Origin of the sequence: Flagellimonas algicida, from assembly GCF_049629585.1 — a bacterium.
In the GTDB taxonomy this organism is placed as follows: domain Bacteria; phylum Bacteroidota; class Bacteroidia; order Flavobacteriales; family Flavobacteriaceae; genus Flagellimonas.
This window is the reverse complement of sequence record NZ_JBMYIX010000001.1, coordinates 1,041,784-1,062,702: the sequence shown is the minus strand read 5'-3', so window position 1 is coordinate 1,062,702 and position 20,919 is coordinate 1,041,784. Positions and strand designations below refer to the sequence as shown.

Here is a 20,919-nt window from a genome sequence, read left to right as displayed (position 1 = left end):
CCTTAGCCCGATCCTGTTAATGGTGAGTTAAATGTTGTAAAACCCTGTTTTTGTGAGGCTTAATAAAGTGCGTTTAAATTTCGAAATAAGGAGTGGTTTTAGCTACTTTTGCAAAAAAATAAATAGTACATGTTATCAGTATCCAATTTATCGGTACAGTTTGGAAAACGAGTGTTGTTCGATGAGGTCAATGTAACCTTTACCCATGGAAATTGCTATGGGATCATTGGTGCCAACGGCGCTGGGAAATCAACCTTTCTGAAGATTTTATCAGGCCAGATAGACCCCACATCAGGGCATGTGCACCTGGAACCGGGCAAGCGGATGTCCATTCTGGAGCAGAACCACAATGCGTACGATGAATTTACGGTGTTGGAATCCGTGGTGATGGGGAACAAGCCCTTGTTCAACATCAAAAAGCAGATAGATGCACTGTATGCGGACTATACCGATGAAAATGCCGAAAAGATAGGGGAGTTGCAGGTACAGTTCGAGGAAATGAACGGATGGAACGCCGATAGCGATGCCGCTGCCCTTTTGTCCAATCTGGGAATTTCTGAAGATATGCACTATACCACCATGGCAGACATGGATTCCAAATTAAAGGTGCGGGTACTATTGGCCCAGGCCTTGTTCGGAAACCCTGATGTGTTGATCATGGATGAGCCTACGAACGATTTGGATTATGAGACCATTAACTGGTTGGAGAATTTCTTGGCCAATTATGAGAACACCGTTATTGTGGTTTCTCACGACAGGCACTTTTTGGATGCCGTCTGTACCAGTATTGCGGATATAGATTTTGGAAAGATCAATCTCTTTTCCGGAAATTACACCTTCTGGTACGAGAGTAGCCAATTGGCTGCCCGCCAGCGTGCACAGCAGAACAGAAAAGCGGAGGAAAAAGCCAAGGAACTGCAGGAGTTCATCCAGCGTTTCAGTGCGAACGTGGCCAAGAGCAAGCAAGCGACTTCCCGTAAAAAGATGTTGGACAAACTCAAGGTGGAAGATATCAAACCGTCCAGTAGAAGATATCCCGCCATTATCTTTGATAGGGAGCGTGAGGCCGGAGATCAAATTTTGAACGTGGAGAAACTATCGGCCATGTCAGAAGATGGGGATTTGCTCTTTCAGGATGTGAACATCAACTTAGCCAAAGGCGATAAGGTGGCCATTCTGTCCAAGGATTCCAGGGCCACTACGGCTTTTTACGATATCATTACTGGAAAGACCAAGGCCAATGGAGGCTCATACCAATGGGGAGTAACCACGACCCAATCTTATTTGCCCGCCGATAACTCCGATTATTTTAAGGAAGATGTCAACCTGGTGGATTGGCTACGCGAATGGGCCAAGACCGAAGAGGAGCGCGAAGAGGTTTATATCCGTGGATTTTTGGGTAAAATGTTGTTCAGTGGGGAAGAGGCCCTTAAAAAATGTACGGTACTCTCCGGTGGTGAAAAGGTGCGTTGTATGTTGAGCCGCATGATGATGCTCCGCGCCAACGTTCTACTTTTGGATGAACCCACCAACCACTTGGATTTGGAAAGCATCACGGCATTCAACAACTCTTTGAAGAACTTTAAGGGAACCATATTGCTCACCACCCATGACCACGAATTTGTACATACCGTGGCCAATCGAATCATTGAGCTTACCCCTAAAGGCTCCATAGACCGTTATTTGACCTTTGACGATTACATGTCGGACAAGGCGATCAAGGAACAACGGGAAAAGATGTATGCTGTTACGGCCTAGGCATTAAAGTACTTACTGTTCCAGATAGCGGGGTTGAAATTCTTGCCCAAGGCAAATCCGTAGAAGATGACTACGGAGGCAATGCACTTGAACATGAAAAAGAAGATGATCCAAAACTCCGCCGTTGTATTTTTCTTGGAAAATAGCCCGTCGGGTACCATCAGTGTTACCAAATAACTGATCAACACCACAAAAAGGGTGAGGTTCACTATATTTTTAAACGGCCAGACCATTATCTTTCTAAGGGGGTGGAGGTCATTGCCCCATTTGTGCACCAAATAATAGTATCCGTTGCCAATGGGGGCAAAGAGCAAAGGGTCGTCCTTGTCTTCCAATTTAAAAAGCTTGGAGGGTGCCATAATCTTGTAACCTTTGATATCGATATCATGTAAGGCTTCCAATGCCTTGATTTTGGAAAGGGCACTCTGGGGAAAATGTCCCTTAAAAAAGGAACTGTCCAGAAAGCGAAGCCGATAATCGATACAGATTTCCTTGATATGATCTAAATGATAGATTCTATCGGTTTCCAAAAGGTCAAAAACAAAGGAATTCCCAACAGAAGTGGTTTTGGAACGGAGTTCTTTGGTGATTTTTTCTTCCTTCAAGACGTCCTTCCTCAAAATTTCATGGACATCTTCCAATATTTGGACTTCTTTTTGTCTTTTTTTCCTAGCTCTAGAGAGTTGTTTTTCAATATCCGTTTTAGCGAAAATCATAACATTTTTCTTAGCAATCCACTCAAAGTTAAGGAATTGTGTAGGGGATTGATCCTTAGGGAAAAACATGTTATGTTAACGTTGTGTTAAATCAAATGTGATGGTAAAAAAAATGCAGCTGATTCCAGTTAAAAGATGTAACTTATCGAAGTTTTTTAGCATTTAATCGACAAACCATACGAAACCACTAAAGTCCCAAATTTGAGCCGACTCCGATGAAATCCCCCCTTACCAAACTATTCTTGGGTCTTTGTATGGCCTTCTCAATGTGTTCTTTTGCCCAGAATAATGTCCCAAGGGCAAAAACCATTGATTCCGAACATCATAAAATACTTTTGGAAGCTGTAAAGGTCACTGAAATGGAAGAAATTCTGGAGAAATCGGGACCGTTCACCATTTTCGCACCTTCAGATGCTGCCTTTGAACGGTTTTCCACCGAAAAAATAAAGGAACTCCTCAACTCCAAGGACAAAAGTGCACTCAAGTCATTGCTTACCTATCACATCGTTGCCGGACACTTGACGGCATCCCGTATTTTGCGTGCCATGTGTAGAGGGAATGGTAAAGCAAGCTTTACTACCATTCAGGGGAAAAAACTTTTGGCCCATATGGACGGGTATGATATTGTTCTTACCGACCCCATTGGTAACACTGCACGTATTACATCGGCCGATCTCAATTTAAAGAACGGGGTGGTTCATGAGATCGATAGTGTAATTCTACCCACTCAAATGTAATTAGCGTAATTCTGCGCTGAGCTCTTTCTGGAACTGGGCCAGTAATTTGGCCATTATCTTGTCGATTTGTTTGTCCGTAAGGGTCTTTTTGTCATCCATAAGCGTAAAGCTCACCGCATAGGATTTTTTGCCCTTGGGTAGATTTTTACCTGTGTATACATCAAAAAGATTTACCTTCTTCAGGAGCTTCTTCTCCGTTTTCCATGCAATGTCGTACACTTGCTGGAAAGTGGCCGAATCATCCAGTAACAAGGCAAAATCACGGGTCACTTCTGGAAACTTGGGAATTTCCTTGAAGATGATGTTCTGTGTGCCTACTAGTTCCAAAACAGTATCCCAATCAAAATCAGCATAGAAAACGTCCTGTTTAATGTCGAACATCTTAAGCGCGGATTTCCCCACTAATCCAAAGTCTGCCAAAACTTTTCCGTCTTTATGGTACGACAGGCCTTCCGCATAAAGATCATCCTTGCAGGGTGTAGTTTGGATGTCACGCAGACCCAAACGCTCAAATAACGACTCCACGATGCCCTTGAGGTAAAAGAAATCCGTTTTTTGGCCAGGGGTGTTCCAGCTATCTGCCGTGCGATTGCCAGAAGTGAAAATGGCCAAATGTTGACGTTCCTGATTTTCACCGTTTATCTTATGGTAGGTTTTTCCAAGCTCAAAGAGCTTAAGGTTTGTTTTCTGCCGATTGTGATTGTAGCTTATAGCCTGAAGTCCGGAAAACAACATGGAGGTCCTGAGAACTGATAGGTCAGAACTCAAAGGGTTCAACATGCTGATTTTCTCTTCCTCCTTGTTGGGCGCATGGGCATCAGGAGAGACCAAACTATTGGTCATGATTTCATAAAAACCCTTTGCGGCCAACAAGTTTCCAACAACATCTTGGATCCTATGATTTTCAAAACGTGAGGTTTTGGCAATGGAAGCCGTAAGTTTTTCCTTGTGGTCAATGTTGTTGTAACCGTATACCCGTAAAATTTCCTCGATGACATCCACTTCACGGGTCACATCCACACGGTAGGTGGGAATGGTAAGTCCCAATCCGGATTCGGTGACATTGTTGATGCGGATTTCAAGGGAAGACAGGATGGATTTTATGGTATCCCGCGGGATTTCCTGCCCGATCAATGAATTGATTTTATCAAAAGTAAGGAACACTTGACGGTCCTGTGGCTTCTTGGGGTATAGATCTACCACTTCCGAAGTGATGTACCCGCCCGCAATCTCGCGAATCAACAAAGCCGCTCTCTTCAACGCATACTCGGTAAGGTTGATGTCGATACCACGCTCGAACCGAAAAGAAGCATCCGTATTCAAACCGTGTCTTTTGGCCGATTTTCTGATGGATACGGGGTCAAAATAGGCACTTTCCAAAAAGATGGATGAGGTGTGCTCCGTAACACCGGAGTTAATTCCTCCGAATACCCCGGCAATACACATGGGTTTTTCAGTATCGCAAATCATAAGGTCATCCTCATGCAACTCGCGTTCCACATCGTCCAAGGTCTTGAACTTGGTTCCCGCCGGAAGGGTCTTCACCTCAATCTTGTTACCCTTGATTTTGGAAGCATCAAAGGCATGCAGGGGCTGTCCCAGTTCGTGGAGCACATAATTGGTCACATCCACCACATTGTTGATAGGGGATAGGCCAATGGCCTTCAATCTATTTTTTAACCAATGGGGAGACTCTTGCACCACAAGATTGCTGATGGTAACACCGCAATATCTTGGAGCTAGTTGACTGTCCTTGACCTCCACATCAATCTTTAGTGATCTATTGTCAATGGAAAAGTTACTGGTGGAAGGGGTAACCAATTCCTTTTGTATCTCTTTTTGCTCCAATCCGGCCTTTAGGTCGCGGGCCACGCCAAAATGGCTCATGGCATCGGAGCGGTTGGGGGTAAGGCCTATCTCAAAGACCTCGTCGCTTTCAATATCGAATACTTTGGAGCAAGGGGTTCCGGGTTCCAAGGTCTCGGACAGAACCATAATGCCATCATGGCTGCTTCCCAGTCCCAATTCATCCTCGGCACAGATCATCCCATGGCTTTCCTCGCCCCTGATCTTCCCTTTTTTGATTTCCCAAGCTTCTCCATCCTTGGTGTATAGGGTAGTTCCAATGGTAGCGACCGGAACCTTTTGTCCTGCCGCCACATTGGGGGCGCCACATACAATCTGTAAAGGTTCTCCCTGACCAATATCCACGGTGGTCAATTTCAATCTATCGGCATTTGGGTGTTGCTCACAGGTGAGCACATGGCCTACCACAATACCCTTCAGGCCGCCTTTGACAGACTCAAAGTGGGATATGCCTTCAACCTCAAGGCCTAAATCCGTTAAAAGCTCACCGGTCTTTTGTGAATCCCAATCAATCTGCAAAAACTGGCGTAGCCAGTTGTAAGAAATCTTCATACCCCAATTTTAGAGTGGACAAATATAAAACAATAGGGCAACAGATTCAATGTAAATAACCCTGTGTTCTATTTGGAATTTGTAAGATTTATGTAGTATTTTCTACTTTTAGGAAAAATCTTTCAATATATGAACCGGATAGCACTGTTATGTTTACTCATTTTGACGGTAATTTCATGTAAAAAGGAAAGCAAGGAATTGTTGTTGGGTGACTGGCTGGGGAAGATGAAGGTGTCTTCCTCCAAAGAACTGCCCTTTACCTTTACGTTGTTCAAGGATGATGATGGGGATTACCGCATGGAGATGTATAATGCCGATGAGGTGATTGCTGTTGATCAAATTGAAATTGAAGGAGATTCCATACGGATTCAAATGCCCATTTTTGAAGGATATGTCTCAGGAACTTTTTCCAAAGATGAAATCCAAGGTGACTTCATAAAGGAAAGTCTGGACCGGATAGTTCCCTTCACCGCGGTTCACGGAAAGCAAGACCGTTTTGAGGTGGGTCAAGATGCCCAAGTCAATATTTCGGGCATTTGGGAAACCTATTTTGACCTCAATACAGATGGTGAATATCCGGCCAAGGGAATTTTTATGCAGAATGGCAATCGGGTCAAGGGCACCTTCAGGACCAAGACCGGGGATTACAGATACTTGGATGGTGTGGTTACAGGGGATAGCTTAAAACTTTCCGCTTTTGATGGGGCGCATGTGTACCTGTTCATGGCAAAGGTAACGGACAGTACCCTTGAAGGACAGTTTTATAGTGGAAATCATGCCGTTGAAGAGTTTATGGGGGCTAGGAACGAAGCCTTTGAGCTCCCTGATGCAGATTCATTGACCTTTCTCAGGGAAGGGTATGATCGGCTCGACTTTTCGTTCCCGGATACTTCAGGAAAAATGGTGAGCCTGACCGATTCAAGATTCAATGGAAAACCGGTATTGGTACAGATTATGGGTTCTTGGTGCCCCAATTGCTTGGATGAAACCCGATTTTATGTGGAATTTTTAAGGAACAATCCGGATTTGGATATTGAGTTGGTGGCCCTGGCTTTTGAATATGCCAAGACCGAGGAGAAAGCTCTGGCAGGTATTGCACGCCTCAAGGAAAGGGCTCAGGTGGATTATCCCATACTGTTGGCCCAATACGGAACCTCAAACAAGCAAAAAGCAAATGAGAAACTACCGATGTTAAATCATATCCTGTCGTATCCCACCACTATTTATATTGATAAAAATGGGGCGGTAAGAAAAATCCATACCGGGTTCAATGGTCCTGCAACGGGAGAGAAATATGAGCAGTTTAAAAAACAATTTGCCGAAACGGTCCGTGGGTTGGCTGCAGAGCCTATCGAAACGGATTCTTAAATAATGGTGGATTTTCCCAAGTGGATGTTTTCATCATTGATATTGAAATCATCATCAATATCAACAATATTGTTGGCAATATAATCGCCTACTTGGTTGGTCCCGAAATGACTGTTGGGTTTTAAGTCTGGAGTGACAATTTCCTTTTTCAAGGCTTTGTCAACGGCATTTCGGACCGCCAAGGACTCATCGATTAGCCCAAAATGTTCCAACAACATGGCCACGGAAAGTATGGAGGCAATGGGGTTTGCAATGTCCAGTCCCTTGGCTTGGGGATAGGACCCATGGATGGGTTCAAAAAGGGCACTTTCCTCACCAATGGAGGCAGAGGCCAACAATCCTATGGAGCCACCGATGACACTTCCTTCATCGGAAATGATATCACCGAACATGTTTTCGGTAAGGATAACATCAAACTGGGTGGGGTTTAGAATGATTTGCATGGCGGCATTGTCCACAAACAGGTATTCCAAGACCACATCAGGATAGCTTTCACCGATTCTGGTCACCACTTTTCGCCAAAGTCTGGAGGATTCCAGCACGTTGGCCTTGTCCACCAAAGTGAGTTTTCCTTTTCGGTTCTTGGCGGCCTTAAAGGCCAAATGGGCAATACGGCTGATTTCTTTTTCGGAATACTCGCAAAGGTCGGAAGCCACTGTGCCTTCGTTATTTAATTTTTTCTCACCAAAATAAATCCCTCCCGTCAACTCACGGTAAATGACAAAGTCAGTTCCCAAGACAATCTCCTTTTTTAAAGGGGATTTGTCCACTAGGGAAGAATGCGCTATCACGGGCCGTATGTTGGTAAAGAGCCCAAGTTCCTTGCGAAGTTTCAACAAGCCCTGTTCCGGGCGGATGGGTGAATCAGGGTTGGCATCGTATTTTGGATGGCCAATGGCTCCCAATACCACGGCATCGGCTTCTTTGCAGAGCTTTAGGGTATTTGTGGGCAAGGGAACCCCCTTTTTATCAATGGCAATGGCCCCAATAAGGGCTTCTTTGTAGACAAAATTGTGATTAAAGGTTTCTTCAACCGCTTGTAGGCACTTGACCGCTTGGGCCAAAACTTCAGGTCCTACGCCATCTCCGGGAAGCAATGCAATGTTCAAGTTCATATGATGACAGGATTGGAAAAAGGTGCCTGGTATTAAGCGAGGCTTTGTAGGCTGATGTTGCTGGTTTCCACAATTTCGTGGATATCCTCATCCAAGATTTCCTTTTTGGTATCCGCAAATTTCAAAAAGTTCTCATAGACGGCATCCAATTGGACCTTGGTAAGCTCGTAACCTACTTTTTTGGCCCTGTACGCCAATGCGGCCCTTCCGCTCCTTGCGGTAAGCACAATGGAGGATTCGTTGACCCCTACATCTTTAGGGTCAATGATTTCATAGGTTTCACGTTGCTTGATGACCCCATCTTGGTGGATTCCGGAACTGTGGGCAAAGGCATTGGAGCCCACAATGGCCTTGTTGGGTTGTACGGGCATTCCCATTTTCTGGGAAACCATTTGGCTTGTGTCCCATAATAGCTTGCTATTGATGCCGGTATCAAGGTTTAGGTAAGGGTGTTGCCTAAGAATCATCACCACTTCTTCCAAGGAAGTGTTACCTGCACGTTCCCCAATACCGTTGATGGTACATTCAATCTGTCGTGCCCCGTTGATCACACCAGCTATGGAGTTGGCAGTGGCCAATCCTAGGTCGTTATGGCAGTGGCAAGAAAGAATGGCCTTGTCTATACCTTTTACGTTTTCCTTTAGATATTTCATTTTGGCACCATACTCTTCCGGGAGACAGTATCCAGTGGTGTCAGGAATGTTAAGCACGGTAGCTCCGGCCTTTACGACCGCTTCGCAGACTTGTGCCAAAAATTCATTGTCCGTTCGTCCGGCATCTTCAGCATAAAATTCAACATCTTCCACAAAGGTCTTTGCATAGGCAACGGCCTCCACGGCACGTTCTATGATTTGTTCCCTTGTAGAGTTGAATTTATATTTAATGTGGGAATCAGAAGTTCCGATTCCGGTATGTATTCTTGGTTTTTTTGCTGCTTTCAGGGCCTCGGCGGCCACTTCAATGTCTTTTTTTACGGCTCGCGTCAATCCGCAGACTGTAGCATTTTTGACCAATTTGGAGATTTCGTGCACAGATTTGAAATCACCAGGGCTTGAAATGGGAAATCCTGCCTCGATCACATCAACACCCAGTTCGTCCAGACGTTGAGCGATGACCAATTTCTGTTCCGTGTCCAACTTGCAACCCGGAACTTGTTCTCCATCTCTTAGCGTAGTGTCAAAAATTTGTACCTTATCTTTACCCATTATCTTTTGTCTGTTGTTCGAATTCATACGAAAATAGAGAAGGAGGGCCAGAAGGTAAAAGGAGGGTCGAAACCTTATACAACGTTAAATTGGATTTGGTGTCAATTAATAAATTGATAATCAATTGTTTAAATTATATTTTTTACGATGACAAATGCCCATAAGGATGCTTTGTTTGTGCTGGTAAAATCGTTGTCCAAATCGGAAAAGCGTCAATTTAAACTGTACGTGGGCCGTTTGGGGGTCAACACGGATGCCAAATTTTTGGCACTTTTCAATTTGTTGGACAAAATGCGGCGTTATGATGAGCGTCAAATTTTGGAAAGTGGTATTGTGAAAAAAGCGCAACTATCCAATCTTAAGGCGCATCTCTACAAACAGATTTTGGTAAGCCTTCGTTTGAACCCTGTAAATCAGAATATACGGATCCAAATTAGGGAACAACTGGATTTTGCCACCATTTTATATCAAAAGGGACTGTATAAGCAAAGCTTGAAGATTTTGGATAAGGCCAAGACGGTGGCCATTGAGAATGAAGAAAAGAATGTGGCTTACGAAATTGTGGAATTTGAGAAGATCATAGAGACGCAATACATCACCCGAAGTATTCCGGATAGGGCCGATGAATTGGCGATACAGGCCAAGGAGCTTTCTGCACAAAATGTAATGACGAGCAAGCTTTCCAATCTTTCCCTTCAGCTATACGGAATGATGCTCAAGGTGGGGTATGTCCGTAGCGATGAGGACCTGCAGAAGGTTAAATCCTATTTTGAGAGCCATTTACCGGACTATAATCTGGAGAGTCTGGGTTTTAGGGAGAAGCTATGGCTGTATAAGGCCTATCTGTGGTACAGTTTGTTGATACAGGATTTTCTATCGGCTTACCGTTATGCCAGCAAATGGGTAGATCTTTTCTATGACCATCAGGAAATGATTGCGCTGAATCCTGTTTTTTACTTAAAAGGGAACCACTACCTTTTGGAGTCACTTTTCTTTGTGAAGTATTCTTCCCAATTCAGGGAAACCTTGGATCGTTTGGAAGTGCAAGTAGAAAGCTCAAGTTTTCCACAGAATGATAATATTGCCTCTTTGGCCTTTTTGTATATCAACTCCAATAAGTTGAATCTTCACTTTTTGGAAGGTACTTTTGATAAAGGGTTGTATCTGGTCAATGTGATTGAATACGGTATAAAAAAACACGGGGAGCGCATAGATGAGCACCATATCATGCTGCTTTACTATAAGATAGCCTGTTTGTATTTCGGTAACGGTGATAACAAAAATTGCATTGCCTACTTAAAAAAGATCATCTCCAATAAGAACCTTAAGATGAGAGAGGATTTGATGTGCTTTGCAAGGGTACTGAGTTTGGTGGCCCATTATGAAGCGGGAATGGATTACCACCTTGAAGTTCAACTGAAGAGTACATATAAATTCCTGTTGAAAATGAACGACTTACATGCCGTTCAAAAGGAAATGATCAAGTTCTTGAGAAACCTTGGGGATATCTATCCACACGAGCTTAAGGATGAGTTTCAAAAACTGTACAATGAGCTCAAGAAATACGAGAACCATCCGTATGAGAAAAGGGCGTTTTTGTATCTGGATATCCTCTCTTGGTTGGAAAGTCACTTACAGAACAAGCCTGTTTCCCAGATCATTCGCGAAAAGGCCCTTGCGCTTACCCGTTAAGGCAGGCGTTCCAGACGGGATCGTTGGGAGGTGGGGCCAAAAAAGAGAGCGGCTCTTTTTTTACGGGATGTTCCAATTCCAAGCTACGGGCGTGTAAATGGATGCTTCCATCCTTGTTGCTTCGTTCGGCTCCGTATTTTAAATCCCCCTTGATATGACAACCTATGGCCGCCAGCTGGGCACGGATTTGATGGTGTCTGCCTGTTTTCAAATCAATCTCCAATAGATAATAGCTATCCAATTTTTTTAGGATTCGGTATTCCAAAATGGCCTTTTTACTATTGGGGACTTCTTTGGTGTGGGCATAAGACTTGTTCTGTTTAGGATTGCGAACCAACCAATGGGTCAATGTCTCACTTTCTTTCTCTGGAGCATTTTTTACCACGGCCCAATAGGTCTTTTGGGCGTTTCCTTCGGAAAAAAGCTTGTTCAAACGAGGTAGGGCCTTCGAGGTTCTGGCAAAAACCACAATCCCGGTTGTGGGCCTGTCCAACCGATGGACCACACCTAGGTACACATTTCCCGGTTTGTTGTACTTCTCCTTCAGGTATTGTTTGACCACATCGCTAAGGGGTGTATCGCCGGTCTTGTCACCCTGTACAATATCCCCAGACCTTTTGTTGACCACAATAAGGTGGTTGTCCTCATAGAGCACTTGGAGGTTGGAGGGATTGGATGTATTGGGTTTTTGGACTTTTGGATTTTTGGAACTCACTTAAGGATGGATTTAAATTTAGAAGTCATTTTAATGATTGCGTTTAATTTGCCCACTAAGAATTCCAATCTTTTGTCTGACAAAAAGCCTAAATCATTTGATATAAGGAGTTGTGTTTCTACTTCGTACATGGAACCCATGGCGATTTCTAAAAACCTTGAAAAGTCCTTATTGGATTTTCTTGAGCATCCTTCTGAAATATTTGAAGGGATAGAAACAACTGCTCGTCTTAGTTGATTGGAAATTCCGAATTTTTCGGTCTCGGGGAAGCTGCCTGTCACTTCGTAAATATCAGAACAGAATTCTCGGCTCAATTTCCATATGTCCAAGTCTTTGAATCGATGCATGAGTAGGATTTTGTAGGAAGAAAGATATCAAAATATCCACTAATCCAATATTCCAACACTCTAATAAGACTCTTCCTCGTTGGGAAAGTCCCTGCTCTTTACATCATCCACGTATTGGGAAATAGCATTGCTCATTTCGTCATATAGGTTCATGTACCTTCTAAGGAAACGAGGGTGGAATTCATGGGTCATGCCCAGAAGGTCGTGTACTACCAAGACCTGTCCGTCAACCCCGTTTCCGGCACCGATTCCAATGATAGGGATGGAAACACTTTCTGCCACTTCTTTGGCCAAACTTGCCGGAATTTTTTCCAGAACAATACCAAAACAGCCCAACTCTTCCAACATTTTGGCGTCTTGTTTCAATTTTTCGGCCTCTTCCTCTTCTTTGGCCCTAACGGTGTAGGTGCCAAATTTATAGATGGATTGGGGGGTAAGTCCCAAATGCCCCATTACGGGAATGCCAGCTTGCAGAATGCGGCTTACCGAATCTTTGATTTCTGCCCCACCTTCGACCTTGATGGCATGGGCGCCACTTTCCTTCATGATTCGGATGGCGGAACGCAAGGCTTCCTTGGAATCGCTTTGGTAGCTTCCAAAAGGGATGTCCACCACTACAAGTGCCCTTTTTGCGGCACGGACCACGGAACTGGCATGGTAGATCATTTGGTCCAAGGTAATGGGCAAGGTGGTCTCATGGCCGGCTATGACATTACTGGCGGAATCCCCCACCAAGATGACATCCACATTGGCGGCATCAACGATTTTGGCCATGGAATAATCGTAGGAGGTGAGCATGGAAATTTTCTCCCCATTTTGCTTCATCTCGATCAAGGATTTTACCGTGACTCTTTTGTATTCTTTTTTGGCGACAGACATTTGGTTCTTTTTTACGGGCTAAATGTAAGCAGATTTGTTTAATTTGGGCTTCAATCAAAAAACTACATCTCATGAGAACAGTATTAAGTTTTGCATTTTTGTGCATGACGTGCCTTACGGTCACGGCCCAAGGTCCAAACCCTCCAAAGGTTGATTCGGAACAGCAGATAAAACAGGTGATTGAAACCTTTTTTGATGGCTTTCACAAACAGGACTCGACCATCATAAAAAGTGTTTCGGCCGATCATGTGGTGCTCCAGACCACTGGGAGGGACCAAGAGGGCAAGACCCGATTCCGCAATGAAGAGTTTTCCAAATTCCTTACCTCCATTTGCAGTATTCCGGACAGCATAAAATTCGAGGAAAAACTGACCTCATTTTCCATTCAGGTAGACCGGACCATGGCCAATGCTTGGGTAGGCTATGAATTTTGGTTGAACGATACCTTCAGTCATTGTGGTATAAATTCTTTCCAACTTGTGGACTTTGATGGTGACTGGAAAATCATCTACTTGATAGATACCAGGGGCAAGGCTGGTTGTATGGAAGAGTGATTACGGGGCTAACAGGTTTTAGTGCGTGGCGTTGAACGCCTCCCAATATGTTGTTAGTTTATTTTTCAGTTGTGCGTGGTCAATATTTAGACCATTTGAGGAAATATTAAATGGAGAGCTGTAATTTTCTATATTGTATTTCATTAACTGTCTCCTAACTTGGTTCTTTTCTTTTTCTAGCCAAGAGTCCGGATTCTTTACATTGATGATCAAAATTTTGGTCCCGTGGATACTGATTTCATCAAATCCAAGAATTTCGTTCCATCCAATAAGCCCCGTTATTGATTTTTTGGGATCGACATTTAACCCTTTGGGGGAAATGATCAGCATGAGTTGGGAGGAAACCAAGCGTTTGATGCCTGCATATATCCCCAATCCAAAGAAAAGTATGGCGAAAATCCCCACACCTTGCAGGAGAATTGGGTTTCTGTTCATGGAGGTTGCCAAATCATTGGCTTCCAATGTAAACCAGATTCCTAGGCATACAAAAATTAAAGAACCCAATAGCAATAAAATGGATTTCTTTTTACTGGTATATATTTCAATATTTTCCATGGTAAGGTGATTAAATGTATCCACACTTAAAACGAACCAAACGAAAAAATATTTGTCTGTTTTTAGCAATCACTCGGGAAGACACCCCTACGGCCAGACCGCCTTCTGAGGTTTCCTTGTATTTGGAACTCATGTCTTTGGCGGTTTCCCAGATGGTGTTCACTACTTTGTCCAAAGGAACCTAGGGTCGGTATCAAGGGCCAGTTCCGCGGCATTGATGGCCTTTATGGCTCCCATGGCGGCTGAGATGGTGCCCCCTTTTTTTAAAATGCTCCCCACTTCGCTGGCCACCAATAAAAACTATCGTACATCATCAAAGTCGGAATCGTGGTTTTCAATTACCATATAGTACATTAAAACGGCCGGAATTAACCCTGCGCTGCCATTGGTAGGTGCAGTGACCGCTCTCCCCAATGAGGTGCCTCGTTTACGGACAGGGCAAAGCAACTGACCCATTTAGAATCTACCGGAACCTCACTTCGGTATCCCGTGTGCTCTCCAATCATTCCTGGGGGGTAGAGTAGGGCACATCACCTTTAAGTTTTTGATAGATTTCAAAGGCAAGACTCTATCATCATGAAAAGTGTTTCGGCCGATCATGTGGCACTCCAGACCAATGGAAGGGACCAAGAAGGCAAGACTGGCTGTATGGAAGAGTAAGCATTGATAAGATTACTCGGTCAAGGTTTTTATGGCGTCAATCAGTTTATGGATTTCGTCCTTGTCGGTGCCATCATATACACCACGGATTTGCTTTTTTTTGTCAACAAGCACAAAGTTTGGAGTATGGATAAAGTCTTGTAGGCCGCCATCTCCATAATCCACAGCCGCAAAATAACTTTTACGGGCCAGGTTGTAAATATGCTCTTTGCTGCCCGTAGTGATGTTCCATTTGTAATCCATGACCCCGTTTCTCAGGGCATATTCCTTTAAAATGGGGATGCTGTCCATTCCAGGAGTTACGGAAATGGATAAAAACATCACATCTGGGGTATCCCGAAAAACCTCCTGGAGCTGTTCCATATGGTTTGTCATTATGGGACAAATACTGGGACATCTTGTAAAAAAGAAGTCGGTAACGTAAATCTTGTCGGCATAATCTTCTTGGGTAATGATTTCTCCATTCTGATTGATCAATTCAAAATTGGCAACCCTATGAGGTGCTGCATTATTCTGTAAGCTGTTGTCCACCAGCTCCACATTGAAATCTTTTGGGCCAAGAACAGGCAATTTTGAGTTCTTTTTGAAAATGCCATAAACCACCGCCAAAACACCAAGGGCAATGAGTGCCATTGGTATTTTGGAGCCGTTTTGTTTTGAAGATGAAGGTTTTACCATCTATAAAATCGAAGTTTCTATGGAGATGTCTGAGTGTTTCCAAGCCCTGTCAAACTCATCTTTTATGGCCTGTGCCTCTTCCATTTTGCCTTGGGCCTTCAAGCTGTTGTATAGTCCGATCAATGACCAGCCATTTTGCCTGAGCACGCTTAAATCTTCCCGATAGATCTTTTCGGCCTCTTGGTATTTTTTGGCATTCATCAAGACTGCACCCAAGTTTTGTCTTGTAGGAATGTGCCAAGCAGCGGGCTCCGTGTAGGTGAGCCCGTCTTCAAATTCAACGGCTTTGCCCAAGTGTTCTATCGCACCGTTGATGTCCCCGTTCAAGGCGGCCAGTTCTCCCGCAACTACTTCATAGGCAATGTTCGCGGCATTAACGGACGGATTATGTGGTGTGGCTACCAGGGTTTCCAAATCTGGATCATTTTTTAAGGATTCAAGCGCATCCAGCTCTTCCTGTGCTTCTTTTTTGTTCCCTTTTCGTACAAATGCCATTCCCCGGGCATAGTGTCTGATGAGATTCAGGTGCTTTATGTCTGGATTGGGGGCAGGAATGGTCAAGATTTCATTCCATTTGCCAAAACGCGTATAGGCCAGCATGGGAGTGGAGGCAAAGTCTTGGAGAAATGGCATGGTGATAAATTCGCCCACGGGAACCTTTTCAGCCGTTTTCTTTGCGGCGTCGATGGCAATATCACTATCACCCAACAAGCTGGCTGCGGACCATAAAAAATGGATGTTGTGCGGATAATACCCCAAGGGGTAGAGTCCTTGCGAATAGCACTGGGAAATGTAATCCTCATCCGCTAAAATGGCAGCTTGATTTGCTTTTACGGCATCTAAATAACGCCCAACCCGAATGTAGATATGTGAGGGCATGTGTACAATATGTCCGGCTGCGGGCATAAGTTTTCCTAGTTTATCGGCACTGGCCACACCTAAATCGGGTTTGGGTAATTCTACCATGTGAATATAGTAGTGGTGTGCCCCCGGGTTATTGGGATTGATTTCCATTGCCTTTTCCAGAGCAGCCTTCGCTTCTGGAATGTTGGGGGATGGATTCCCATCTTGATCCCAATAGTTCCAAGGGACTGTGTTCATCACCGAAGCAGCATAAAGTACTTGCACCTCAGCATCTTCGGGGTATTTTTTCAAAACTTTTGCCATTTCGTTCATATAGGCCATATTCAATTCCGCGACATCTTTGGTAAGATCTTCACTATATCTTGCTGTAAGTGCTAGGATTAGTGCCTGCTCTTTTGGAGTGGCCGAGGAGATAAGGCTTTTGGCCTTTGCCATGGCCTCATTGGTTTTTATTTTTCGGTCTTCTGGAGGCAATGGGTCGTTGATGTTTGGTCCCAATGCATAGGCTTGACCCCAAAATGTCATGGCCGAAGTGGGGTCTAATCGGGATGCTTCCATATAAGACCTGTGGGCCTCTGCATGGTTAAACGCATAGGTGAGCCGCAAACCTTGATTAAAAAAGGTTTGGGCTTTTTCGCTTTTAGTGGTAATGGGGTAGCTCAAATCACCCAAGTTTTCAAAAAGGGGAGCAATTTGTTGGGTTGAATCCACTACATCCAAAAGATAAGTGGTAGGAGTACATTTAATAAAACTGAATGATGCTTTTTGTCTGTCCTTGTTCACGATGGATTGGGATTCATCGGTGGTAAGGTGAATGGCCATTAGCACCGCTAGTGCCAAAATGGTCAGGCTTAATTTTGTTTTCATGATGATGATGTTGTTGTGTGTTAGGCAACCGATGTTCGGAACATCCGGCTCTGTGGGGGAAGTAATCAATCGAGCTCTCTGTCACATGAAAGAATCCAATTGCTCTATAGTTCTACACTAAACTAATGAAATTTAACCGATTAAGAAAGAAAAAAGCAGTATCTGGAGCCGTCTTTTTTGATGAGATCTCATTTAACAGTCGCTAAGGAAGACCCCTACGGCCAGACCGCCTTCTGAGGTTTCCTTGTATTTGGAACTCATGTCCTTAGCGGTTTCCCACATGGTATTGACCACCTTATCCAAGGGAACCTTCACCTCATTTGGGTCGGTGTCAAGAGCCAGTTCCGCAGCGTTGATGGCCTTTATGGCTCCCATGGCATTGCGCTCTATGCAGGGCACTTGAACCAGCCCTCCAATGGGATCGCAGGTGAGTCCCAAATGGTGTTCCATGGCAATTTCGGCAGCTATCAATACCTGTTCGGGGGTACCGCCCATCAGCTCCGTAAGTCCGGCAGCGGCCATGGCTGACGATACTCCAATTTCAGCTTGGCAGCCTCCCATGGCGGCTGAGATGGTGGCCCCTTTTTTAAAAATGCTCCCTACTTCACTGGCCACCAATAAAAACTGTCGGACATCATCAAAGTCGGCATCGTGGTTTTCAATCACCATATAGTACATCAAAACGGCAGGGATTACCCCTGCGCTGCCATTGGTAGGTGCCGTGACCACTCTTCCCAATGAGGCATTGACCTCGTTTACGGACAGGGCAAAGCAACTGACCCATTTAATAATCTGCCGGAACCTCACTTCGGTATCCCGTATGCTCTCCAACCATTCTTGGGGGGTAGAGTAGGACACGTTACCCTTCAGCTTTTGGTGGATTTCAAAAGCACGACGTTTTACATTGAGCCCTCCCGGAAGTTTTCCTTCGGTATGGCAACCCGTGTACATACATTCGAGCATGGTATCCCAAATGCGTTGCAATCCTTTGTCGATTTCATTGGCTGGGCGCAACGAAAGTTCATTCTCCCACACGATTTCCGAAATGGCTTTTTGGTGCTCCTGACAGTATTGCAGTAATTCTTGACCAGTTTTTACAGGATGCGGAAACGTTTTGAACGTTTCCTTATTCTCTTTGGAATGTGTCAGTTCTTCCTTGACCACAAACCCTCCTCCAATGGAATAATAGGTTTCGGAAACGGATTTCCCATTCGTCAACTGGGCCTCAAAGCGAATACCATTGGAATGAAAGGGGAGGAATTCTTTTTTAAAGACAATATCATTTTTAAAATCAAAGGCTATGGAATGGGTTCCGCCCAAGTTTAGTGTAGAACTGCTCTTTACGTTTTCAATGGCCCCATCAATGCTGTCAATGGGAACCGTTACGGGATCGGTACCCAGCAGTCCCATGACAACGGCAATATCTGTGGCATGACCTTTTCCTGTTAGGGAAAGAGAGCCAAAAAGGAAGACTGAGACCTGTTGAACATCATCAAAGACCTCCTGTTCTTTAAGTTCACCGATCCATCGTTCCGCGGCCCTCCACGGGCCAAGGGTATGGGAGCTTGAGGGTCCCACGCCGATTTTGAGCATATCAAATACACTGATACATTCCATAGGTCCAATTTACTCTTCCAAATATAACAAGTAGGTTGGGATAAAGCAGGAAATAAATCTCAATGATTTTATGCCTATAAGGTTGCCTTAGCATGGCAATTTGTGAGTGTTCATGGAATTTGATGGGGATTGTCTGACACCTTGTCATATTCTGGGTCGTGGCATGATCATTGACACTTCATGAACGAGACAAAAATGAATTTCAAACAGATATAACTTTAGATACAATGAGCAAAATTATAGGTATAGACTTGGGTACGACCAACTCCTGCGTCTCTGTAATGGAAGGTAACGAACCTGTGGTAATTCCAAATGCCGAAGGTAAACGTACCACCCCTTCCGTGATTGCATTTGTGGAAGGTGGAGAGATCAAGGTGGGAGACCCTGCCAAAAGACAGGCGGTTACCAACCCCAACAAAACAATTTATTCCATCAAGCGATTCATGGGGAACAAATTCTCTGAATCCAAAAAGGAAGCAGACAGAGTTCCTTATAATGTGGTAAAGGGCGATAACGATACCCCAAGAGTGGATATCGACGGTCGTTTGTATACCCCACAGGAACTATCGGCCATGATCCTTCAGAAAATGAAGAAGACTGCCGAAGATTATTTGGGTCAGGATGTAACCCGTGCGGTGATCACGGTTCCTGCCTACTTTAACGATTCACAAAGACAGGCCACCAAAGAAGCTGGTGAGATTGCCGGTCTTACCGTGGAACGAATCATCAACGAACCAACGGCTGCTTCATTGGCCTATGGTTTGGATAAAAAAGACACCGATCAAAAAATCGTAGTGTTCGATTTTGGTGGAGGTACGCATGACGTTTCCATCTTGGAATTGGGCGACGGTGTTTTTGAAGTATTGGCCACTGATGGGGACACCCACTTGGGAGGTGACGACGTAGATCAAAAAATCATTGATTGGTTGGCCGAGGAGTTCATGAAGGATGAGGATATGGATCTTCGTAAGGATGCCATGGCACTTCAGCGTTTGCGTGAAGCTGCCGAGAAGGCCAAGATAGAATTGTCTTCCTCTGCACAGACCGAAATCAACTTGCCTTACGTAACGGCAACTGCGTCAGGTCCTAAACACTTGGTGCGTACCTTGTCAAGGGCCAAGTTTGAACAGTTGATCGATGATTTGGTAAAAAGAACCATTGCACCTTGTGAGACGGCATTGAAATCTGCAGGTCTTTCAAAAAGCGATATTGATGAGATCATCTTGGTAGGGGGTTCTACCCGTATCCCTGCGGTACAGGAAGCTGTTGAGAAATTCTTCGGCAAAAAACCATCCAAAGGGGTGAACCCGGATGAGGTAGTGGCCGTAGGTGCCGCTATCCAAGGAGGTGTATTGACCGGAGACGTGAAGGATGTACTTCTTTTGGACGTTACCCCGCTTTCATTGGGTATCGAGACCATGGGAAGTGTGTTTACCAAATTGATCGAGGCAAACACCACCATTCCTACCAAAAAGTCACAGGTATTCTCCACAGCTGCGGATAACCAACCTTCGGTTGAAATCCATGTGTTGCAAGGAGAGCGCCCCATGGCTGCAGATAACAAGACCATTGGAAGGTTCCACTTGGACGGGATTCCACCGGCACCAAGAGGTACGCCTCAGATTGAAGTGACCTTCGATATCGATGCCAATGGTATCATCAAGGTTTCTGCAACGGACAAGGCTACCAATAAGACCCAAGATATCCGTATTGAGGCATCTTCAGGTTTGACCGAGGAAGAAATCAAAAAGATGAAAGCTGAGGCCGAAGCCAATGCCGAGGCGGATAAACAAGCCAAGGAAAAAGCTGATAAATTGAACGAGGCCGATGGTATGATCTTCCAAACTGAAAAGCAGTTGAAAGAGTTTGGAGATAAATTGTCCGATGACAAGAAAAAGCCGATTGAAGATGCTCTGGAAGAGTTGAAAAAAGCCTATGAGACCAAAGATGTTGCTGTGATAGAGCCTGCTTTGGAGAAAATCAACGAGGCTTGGAAAGTAGCTTCCGAGGAGATGTACAAGGCCCAGGCCGATGCAGCCCAAGCCAATGGTGCGGACCCATCTGCCGGTGCTGATAGCGCTGCTGGAGGCAACGCCAAGGAAGGTGATAATGTAGAGGATGTTGACTTCGAGGAAGTGAAGTAACACTCTAATAGCATAAACCATAAAAAACCC

Annotated in this window: 17 protein-coding genes and 1 pseudogene; 6 read left to right on the top strand and 12 right to left on the bottom strand. The window is 44.6% G+C overall.

Annotation, left to right across the window (positions count from 1 at the left end; translation table 11 throughout):
• Window positions 1–129: 129 nt before the first annotated feature.
• Window positions 130–1,758: an ABC-F family ATP-binding cassette domain-containing protein gene (locus ACPD8L_RS04725; protein WP_421809550.1), complete on the top strand. Its 1,629-nt coding sequence runs from the start codon at window positions 130–132 to the stop codon at window positions 1,756–1,758.
• Here the strand turns inward: ACPD8L_RS04725 and ACPD8L_RS04720 are convergent.
• Window positions 1,755–2,474 carry a hypothetical protein gene (locus ACPD8L_RS04720; RefSeq protein WP_423942276.1) on the bottom strand — a complete coding sequence of 240 codons (720 nt, stop codon included), beginning with the start codon at window positions 2,472–2,474 and terminating at the stop codon, window positions 1,755–1,757. The genes ACPD8L_RS04725 and ACPD8L_RS04720 overlap by 4 nt on opposite strands.
• 215 nt (window positions 2,475–2,689) lie before the next feature.
• Between ACPD8L_RS04720 and ACPD8L_RS04715 the strand changes: the two genes are divergently transcribed.
• A complete protein-coding gene (locus ACPD8L_RS04715; RefSeq protein ID WP_116217855.1) occupies window positions 2,690–3,211 on the top strand; it encodes a fasciclin domain-containing protein in 522 nt (173 codons plus the stop codon).
• Here ACPD8L_RS04715 and pheT read toward each other — a convergent pair whose 3' ends face one another.
• Window positions 3,212–5,629: a phenylalanine--tRNA ligase subunit beta gene (pheT, locus tag ACPD8L_RS04710; protein ID WP_423942274.1), complete on the bottom strand. Its 2,418-nt coding sequence runs from the start codon at window positions 5,627–5,629 to the stop codon at window positions 3,212–3,214.
• A gap of 129 nt (window positions 5,630–5,758) precedes the next feature.
• On the opposite strand from pheT, the gene ACPD8L_RS04705 reads away from it, so the two are divergent.
• Complete coding sequence (locus ACPD8L_RS04705) at window positions 5,759–6,997, top strand: peroxiredoxin family protein (protein ID WP_423942272.1); 1,239 nt, start codon at window positions 5,759–5,761, stop codon at window positions 6,995–6,997.
• Here ACPD8L_RS04705 and leuB read toward each other — a convergent pair.
• Both leuB and ACPD8L_RS04695 read right to left on the bottom strand, forming a co-directional pair.
• Window positions 6,994–8,112, bottom strand: coding sequence for a 3-isopropylmalate dehydrogenase (gene leuB, locus ACPD8L_RS04700; RefSeq protein ID WP_423942270.1), 1,119 nt, complete (start codon window positions 8,110–8,112; stop codon window positions 6,994–6,996). The two genes, ACPD8L_RS04705 and leuB, sit on opposite strands and share 4 nt — an antisense overlap.
• Window positions 8,113–8,144: 32 nt before the next feature.
• Window positions 8,145–9,317 (bottom strand): 2-isopropylmalate synthase, encoded by a 1,173-nt coding sequence (locus tag ACPD8L_RS04695; protein ID WP_116217851.1) that lies wholly within the window; start codon window positions 9,315–9,317, stop codon window positions 8,145–8,147.
• Window positions 9,318–9,464: 147 nt separating this feature from the next.
• Here ACPD8L_RS04695 and ACPD8L_RS04690 point away from each other — a divergent pair, with 147 nt between their 5' ends.
• Window positions 9,465–11,009 carry a hypothetical protein gene (locus ACPD8L_RS04690; protein ID WP_423942268.1) on the top strand — a complete coding sequence of 515 codons (1,545 nt, stop codon included), beginning with the start codon at window positions 9,465–9,467 and terminating at the stop codon, window positions 11,007–11,009.
• Here ACPD8L_RS04690 and ACPD8L_RS04685 read toward each other — a convergent pair.
• Genes ACPD8L_RS04685 through panB form a run of 3 tightly spaced genes read right to left on the bottom strand, consistent with a single transcriptional unit; the run spans window position 10,999 to window position 12,950 of the window.
• Window positions 10,999–11,724 carry an RluA family pseudouridine synthase gene (locus ACPD8L_RS04685; RefSeq protein WP_421809546.1) on the bottom strand — a complete coding sequence of 242 codons (726 nt, stop codon included), beginning with the start codon at window positions 11,722–11,724 and terminating at the stop codon, window positions 10,999–11,001. The genes ACPD8L_RS04690 and ACPD8L_RS04685 overlap by 11 nt on opposite strands.
• On the bottom strand, window positions 11,721–12,071 hold the full coding sequence (locus ACPD8L_RS04680) for a four helix bundle protein (protein ID WP_423942266.1): 351 nt from the start codon (window positions 12,069–12,071) through the stop codon (window positions 11,721–11,723). The genes ACPD8L_RS04685 and ACPD8L_RS04680 overlap by 4 nt, the downstream gene beginning before the upstream one ends.
• Window positions 12,072–12,131: 60 nt before the next feature.
• On the bottom strand, window positions 12,132–12,950 hold the full coding sequence (gene panB / locus ACPD8L_RS04675; protein WP_116217848.1) for a 3-methyl-2-oxobutanoate hydroxymethyltransferase: 819 nt from the start codon (window positions 12,948–12,950) through the stop codon (window positions 12,132–12,134).
• A 71-nt stretch (window positions 12,951–13,021) separates the two neighbouring features.
• Here panB and ACPD8L_RS04670 point away from each other — a divergent pair, with 71 nt between their 5' ends.
• Window positions 13,022–13,504: a nuclear transport factor 2 family protein gene (locus ACPD8L_RS04670; RefSeq protein WP_116217847.1), complete on the top strand. Its 483-nt coding sequence runs from the start codon at window positions 13,022–13,024 to the stop codon at window positions 13,502–13,504.
• An 18-nt stretch (window positions 13,505–13,522) separates the two neighbouring features.
• Here ACPD8L_RS04670 and ACPD8L_RS04665 read toward each other — a convergent pair whose 3' ends face one another.
• The 5 genes and pseudogenes from ACPD8L_RS04665 to ACPD8L_RS04645 all read right to left on the bottom strand — a co-directional run bounded on the left by ACPD8L_RS04665 (window position 13,523) and on the right by ACPD8L_RS04645 (window position 18,745).
• A complete protein-coding gene (locus ACPD8L_RS04665) occupies window positions 13,523–14,059 on the bottom strand; it encodes an STM3941 family protein (RefSeq protein ID WP_423942265.1) in 537 nt (178 codons plus the stop codon).
• A gap of 10 nt (window positions 14,060–14,069) precedes the next feature.
• Window positions 14,070–14,621 (bottom strand): annotated as a pseudogene (locus ACPD8L_RS04660) (L-serine ammonia-lyase, iron-sulfur-dependent, subunit alpha); the annotation flags it as partial.
• Window positions 14,622–14,731: 110 nt separating this feature from the next.
• A complete protein-coding gene (locus ACPD8L_RS04655) occupies window positions 14,732–15,397 on the bottom strand; it encodes an SCO family protein (protein ID WP_423942263.1) in 666 nt (221 codons plus the stop codon).
• Window positions 15,398–17,128: a tetratricopeptide repeat protein gene (locus tag ACPD8L_RS04650; RefSeq protein WP_423942261.1), complete on the bottom strand. Its 1,731-nt coding sequence runs from the start codon at window positions 17,126–17,128 to the stop codon at window positions 15,398–15,400.
• Window positions 17,129–17,320: 192 nt separating this feature from the next.
• Window positions 17,321–18,745 (bottom strand): L-serine ammonia-lyase, encoded by a 1,425-nt coding sequence (locus ACPD8L_RS04645; protein ID WP_423942259.1) that lies wholly within the window; start codon window positions 18,743–18,745, stop codon window positions 17,321–17,323.
• A 227-nt stretch (window positions 18,746–18,972) separates the two neighbouring features.
• Between ACPD8L_RS04645 and dnaK the strand changes: the two genes are divergently transcribed.
• Complete coding sequence (gene dnaK / locus ACPD8L_RS04640) at window positions 18,973–20,889, top strand: molecular chaperone DnaK (RefSeq protein WP_116217843.1); 1,917 nt, start codon at window positions 18,973–18,975, stop codon at window positions 20,887–20,889.
• The last annotated feature ends 30 nt before the right edge of the window (window positions 20,890–20,919 follow it).

What these genes read in the sequence shown, in the direction of transcription:
- ACPD8L_RS04725 (WP_421809550.1), top strand. Translation starts at nt 130, where the DNA reads ATGTTATCAGTATCCAATTTATCGGTACAGTTTGGAAAACGAGTGTTG.
- ACPD8L_RS04720 (WP_423942276.1), bottom strand. Translation starts at nt 2,474, where the DNA reads ATGATTTTCGCTAAAACGGATATTGAAAAACAACTCTCTAGAGCTAGG.
- ACPD8L_RS04715 (WP_116217855.1), top strand. Translation starts at nt 2,690, where the DNA reads ATGAAATCCCCCCTTACCAAACTATTCTTGGGTCTTTGTATGGCCTTC.
- pheT (WP_423942274.1), bottom strand. Translation starts at nt 5,629, where the DNA reads ATGAAGATTTCTTACAACTGGCTACGCCAGTTTTTGCAGATTGATTGG.
- ACPD8L_RS04705 (WP_423942272.1), top strand. Translation starts at nt 5,759, where the DNA reads ATGAACCGGATAGCACTGTTATGTTTACTCATTTTGACGGTAATTTCA.
- leuB (WP_423942270.1), bottom strand. Translation starts at nt 8,112, where the DNA reads ATGAACTTGAACATTGCATTGCTTCCCGGAGATGGCGTAGGACCTGAA.
- ACPD8L_RS04695 (WP_116217851.1), bottom strand. Translation starts at nt 9,317, where the DNA reads ATGGGTAAAGATAAGGTACAAATTTTTGACACTACGCTAAGAGATGGA.
- ACPD8L_RS04690 (WP_423942268.1), top strand. Translation starts at nt 9,465, where the DNA reads ATGACAAATGCCCATAAGGATGCTTTGTTTGTGCTGGTAAAATCGTTG.
- ACPD8L_RS04680 (WP_423942266.1), bottom strand. Translation starts at nt 12,071, where the DNA reads ATGCATCGATTCAAAGACTTGGACATATGGAAATTGAGCCGAGAATTC.
- panB (WP_116217848.1), bottom strand. Translation starts at nt 12,950, where the DNA reads ATGTCTGTCGCCAAAAAAGAATACAAAAGAGTCACGGTAAAATCCTTG.
- ACPD8L_RS04670 (WP_116217847.1), top strand. Translation starts at nt 13,022, where the DNA reads ATGAGAACAGTATTAAGTTTTGCATTTTTGTGCATGACGTGCCTTACG.
- ACPD8L_RS04665 (WP_423942265.1), bottom strand. Translation starts at nt 14,059, where the DNA reads ATGGAAAATATTGAAATATATACCAGTAAAAAGAAATCCATTTTATTG.
- ACPD8L_RS04655 (WP_423942263.1), bottom strand. Translation starts at nt 15,397, where the DNA reads ATGGTAAAACCTTCATCTTCAAAACAAAACGGCTCCAAAATACCAATG.
- ACPD8L_RS04650 (WP_423942261.1), bottom strand. Translation starts at nt 17,128, where the DNA reads ATGAAAACAAAATTAAGCCTGACCATTTTGGCACTAGCGGTGCTAATG.
- ACPD8L_RS04645 (WP_423942259.1), bottom strand. Translation starts at nt 18,745, where the DNA reads ATGGAATGTATCAGTGTATTTGATATGCTCAAAATCGGCGTGGGACCC.
- dnaK (WP_116217843.1), top strand. Translation starts at nt 18,973, where the DNA reads ATGAGCAAAATTATAGGTATAGACTTGGGTACGACCAACTCCTGCGTC.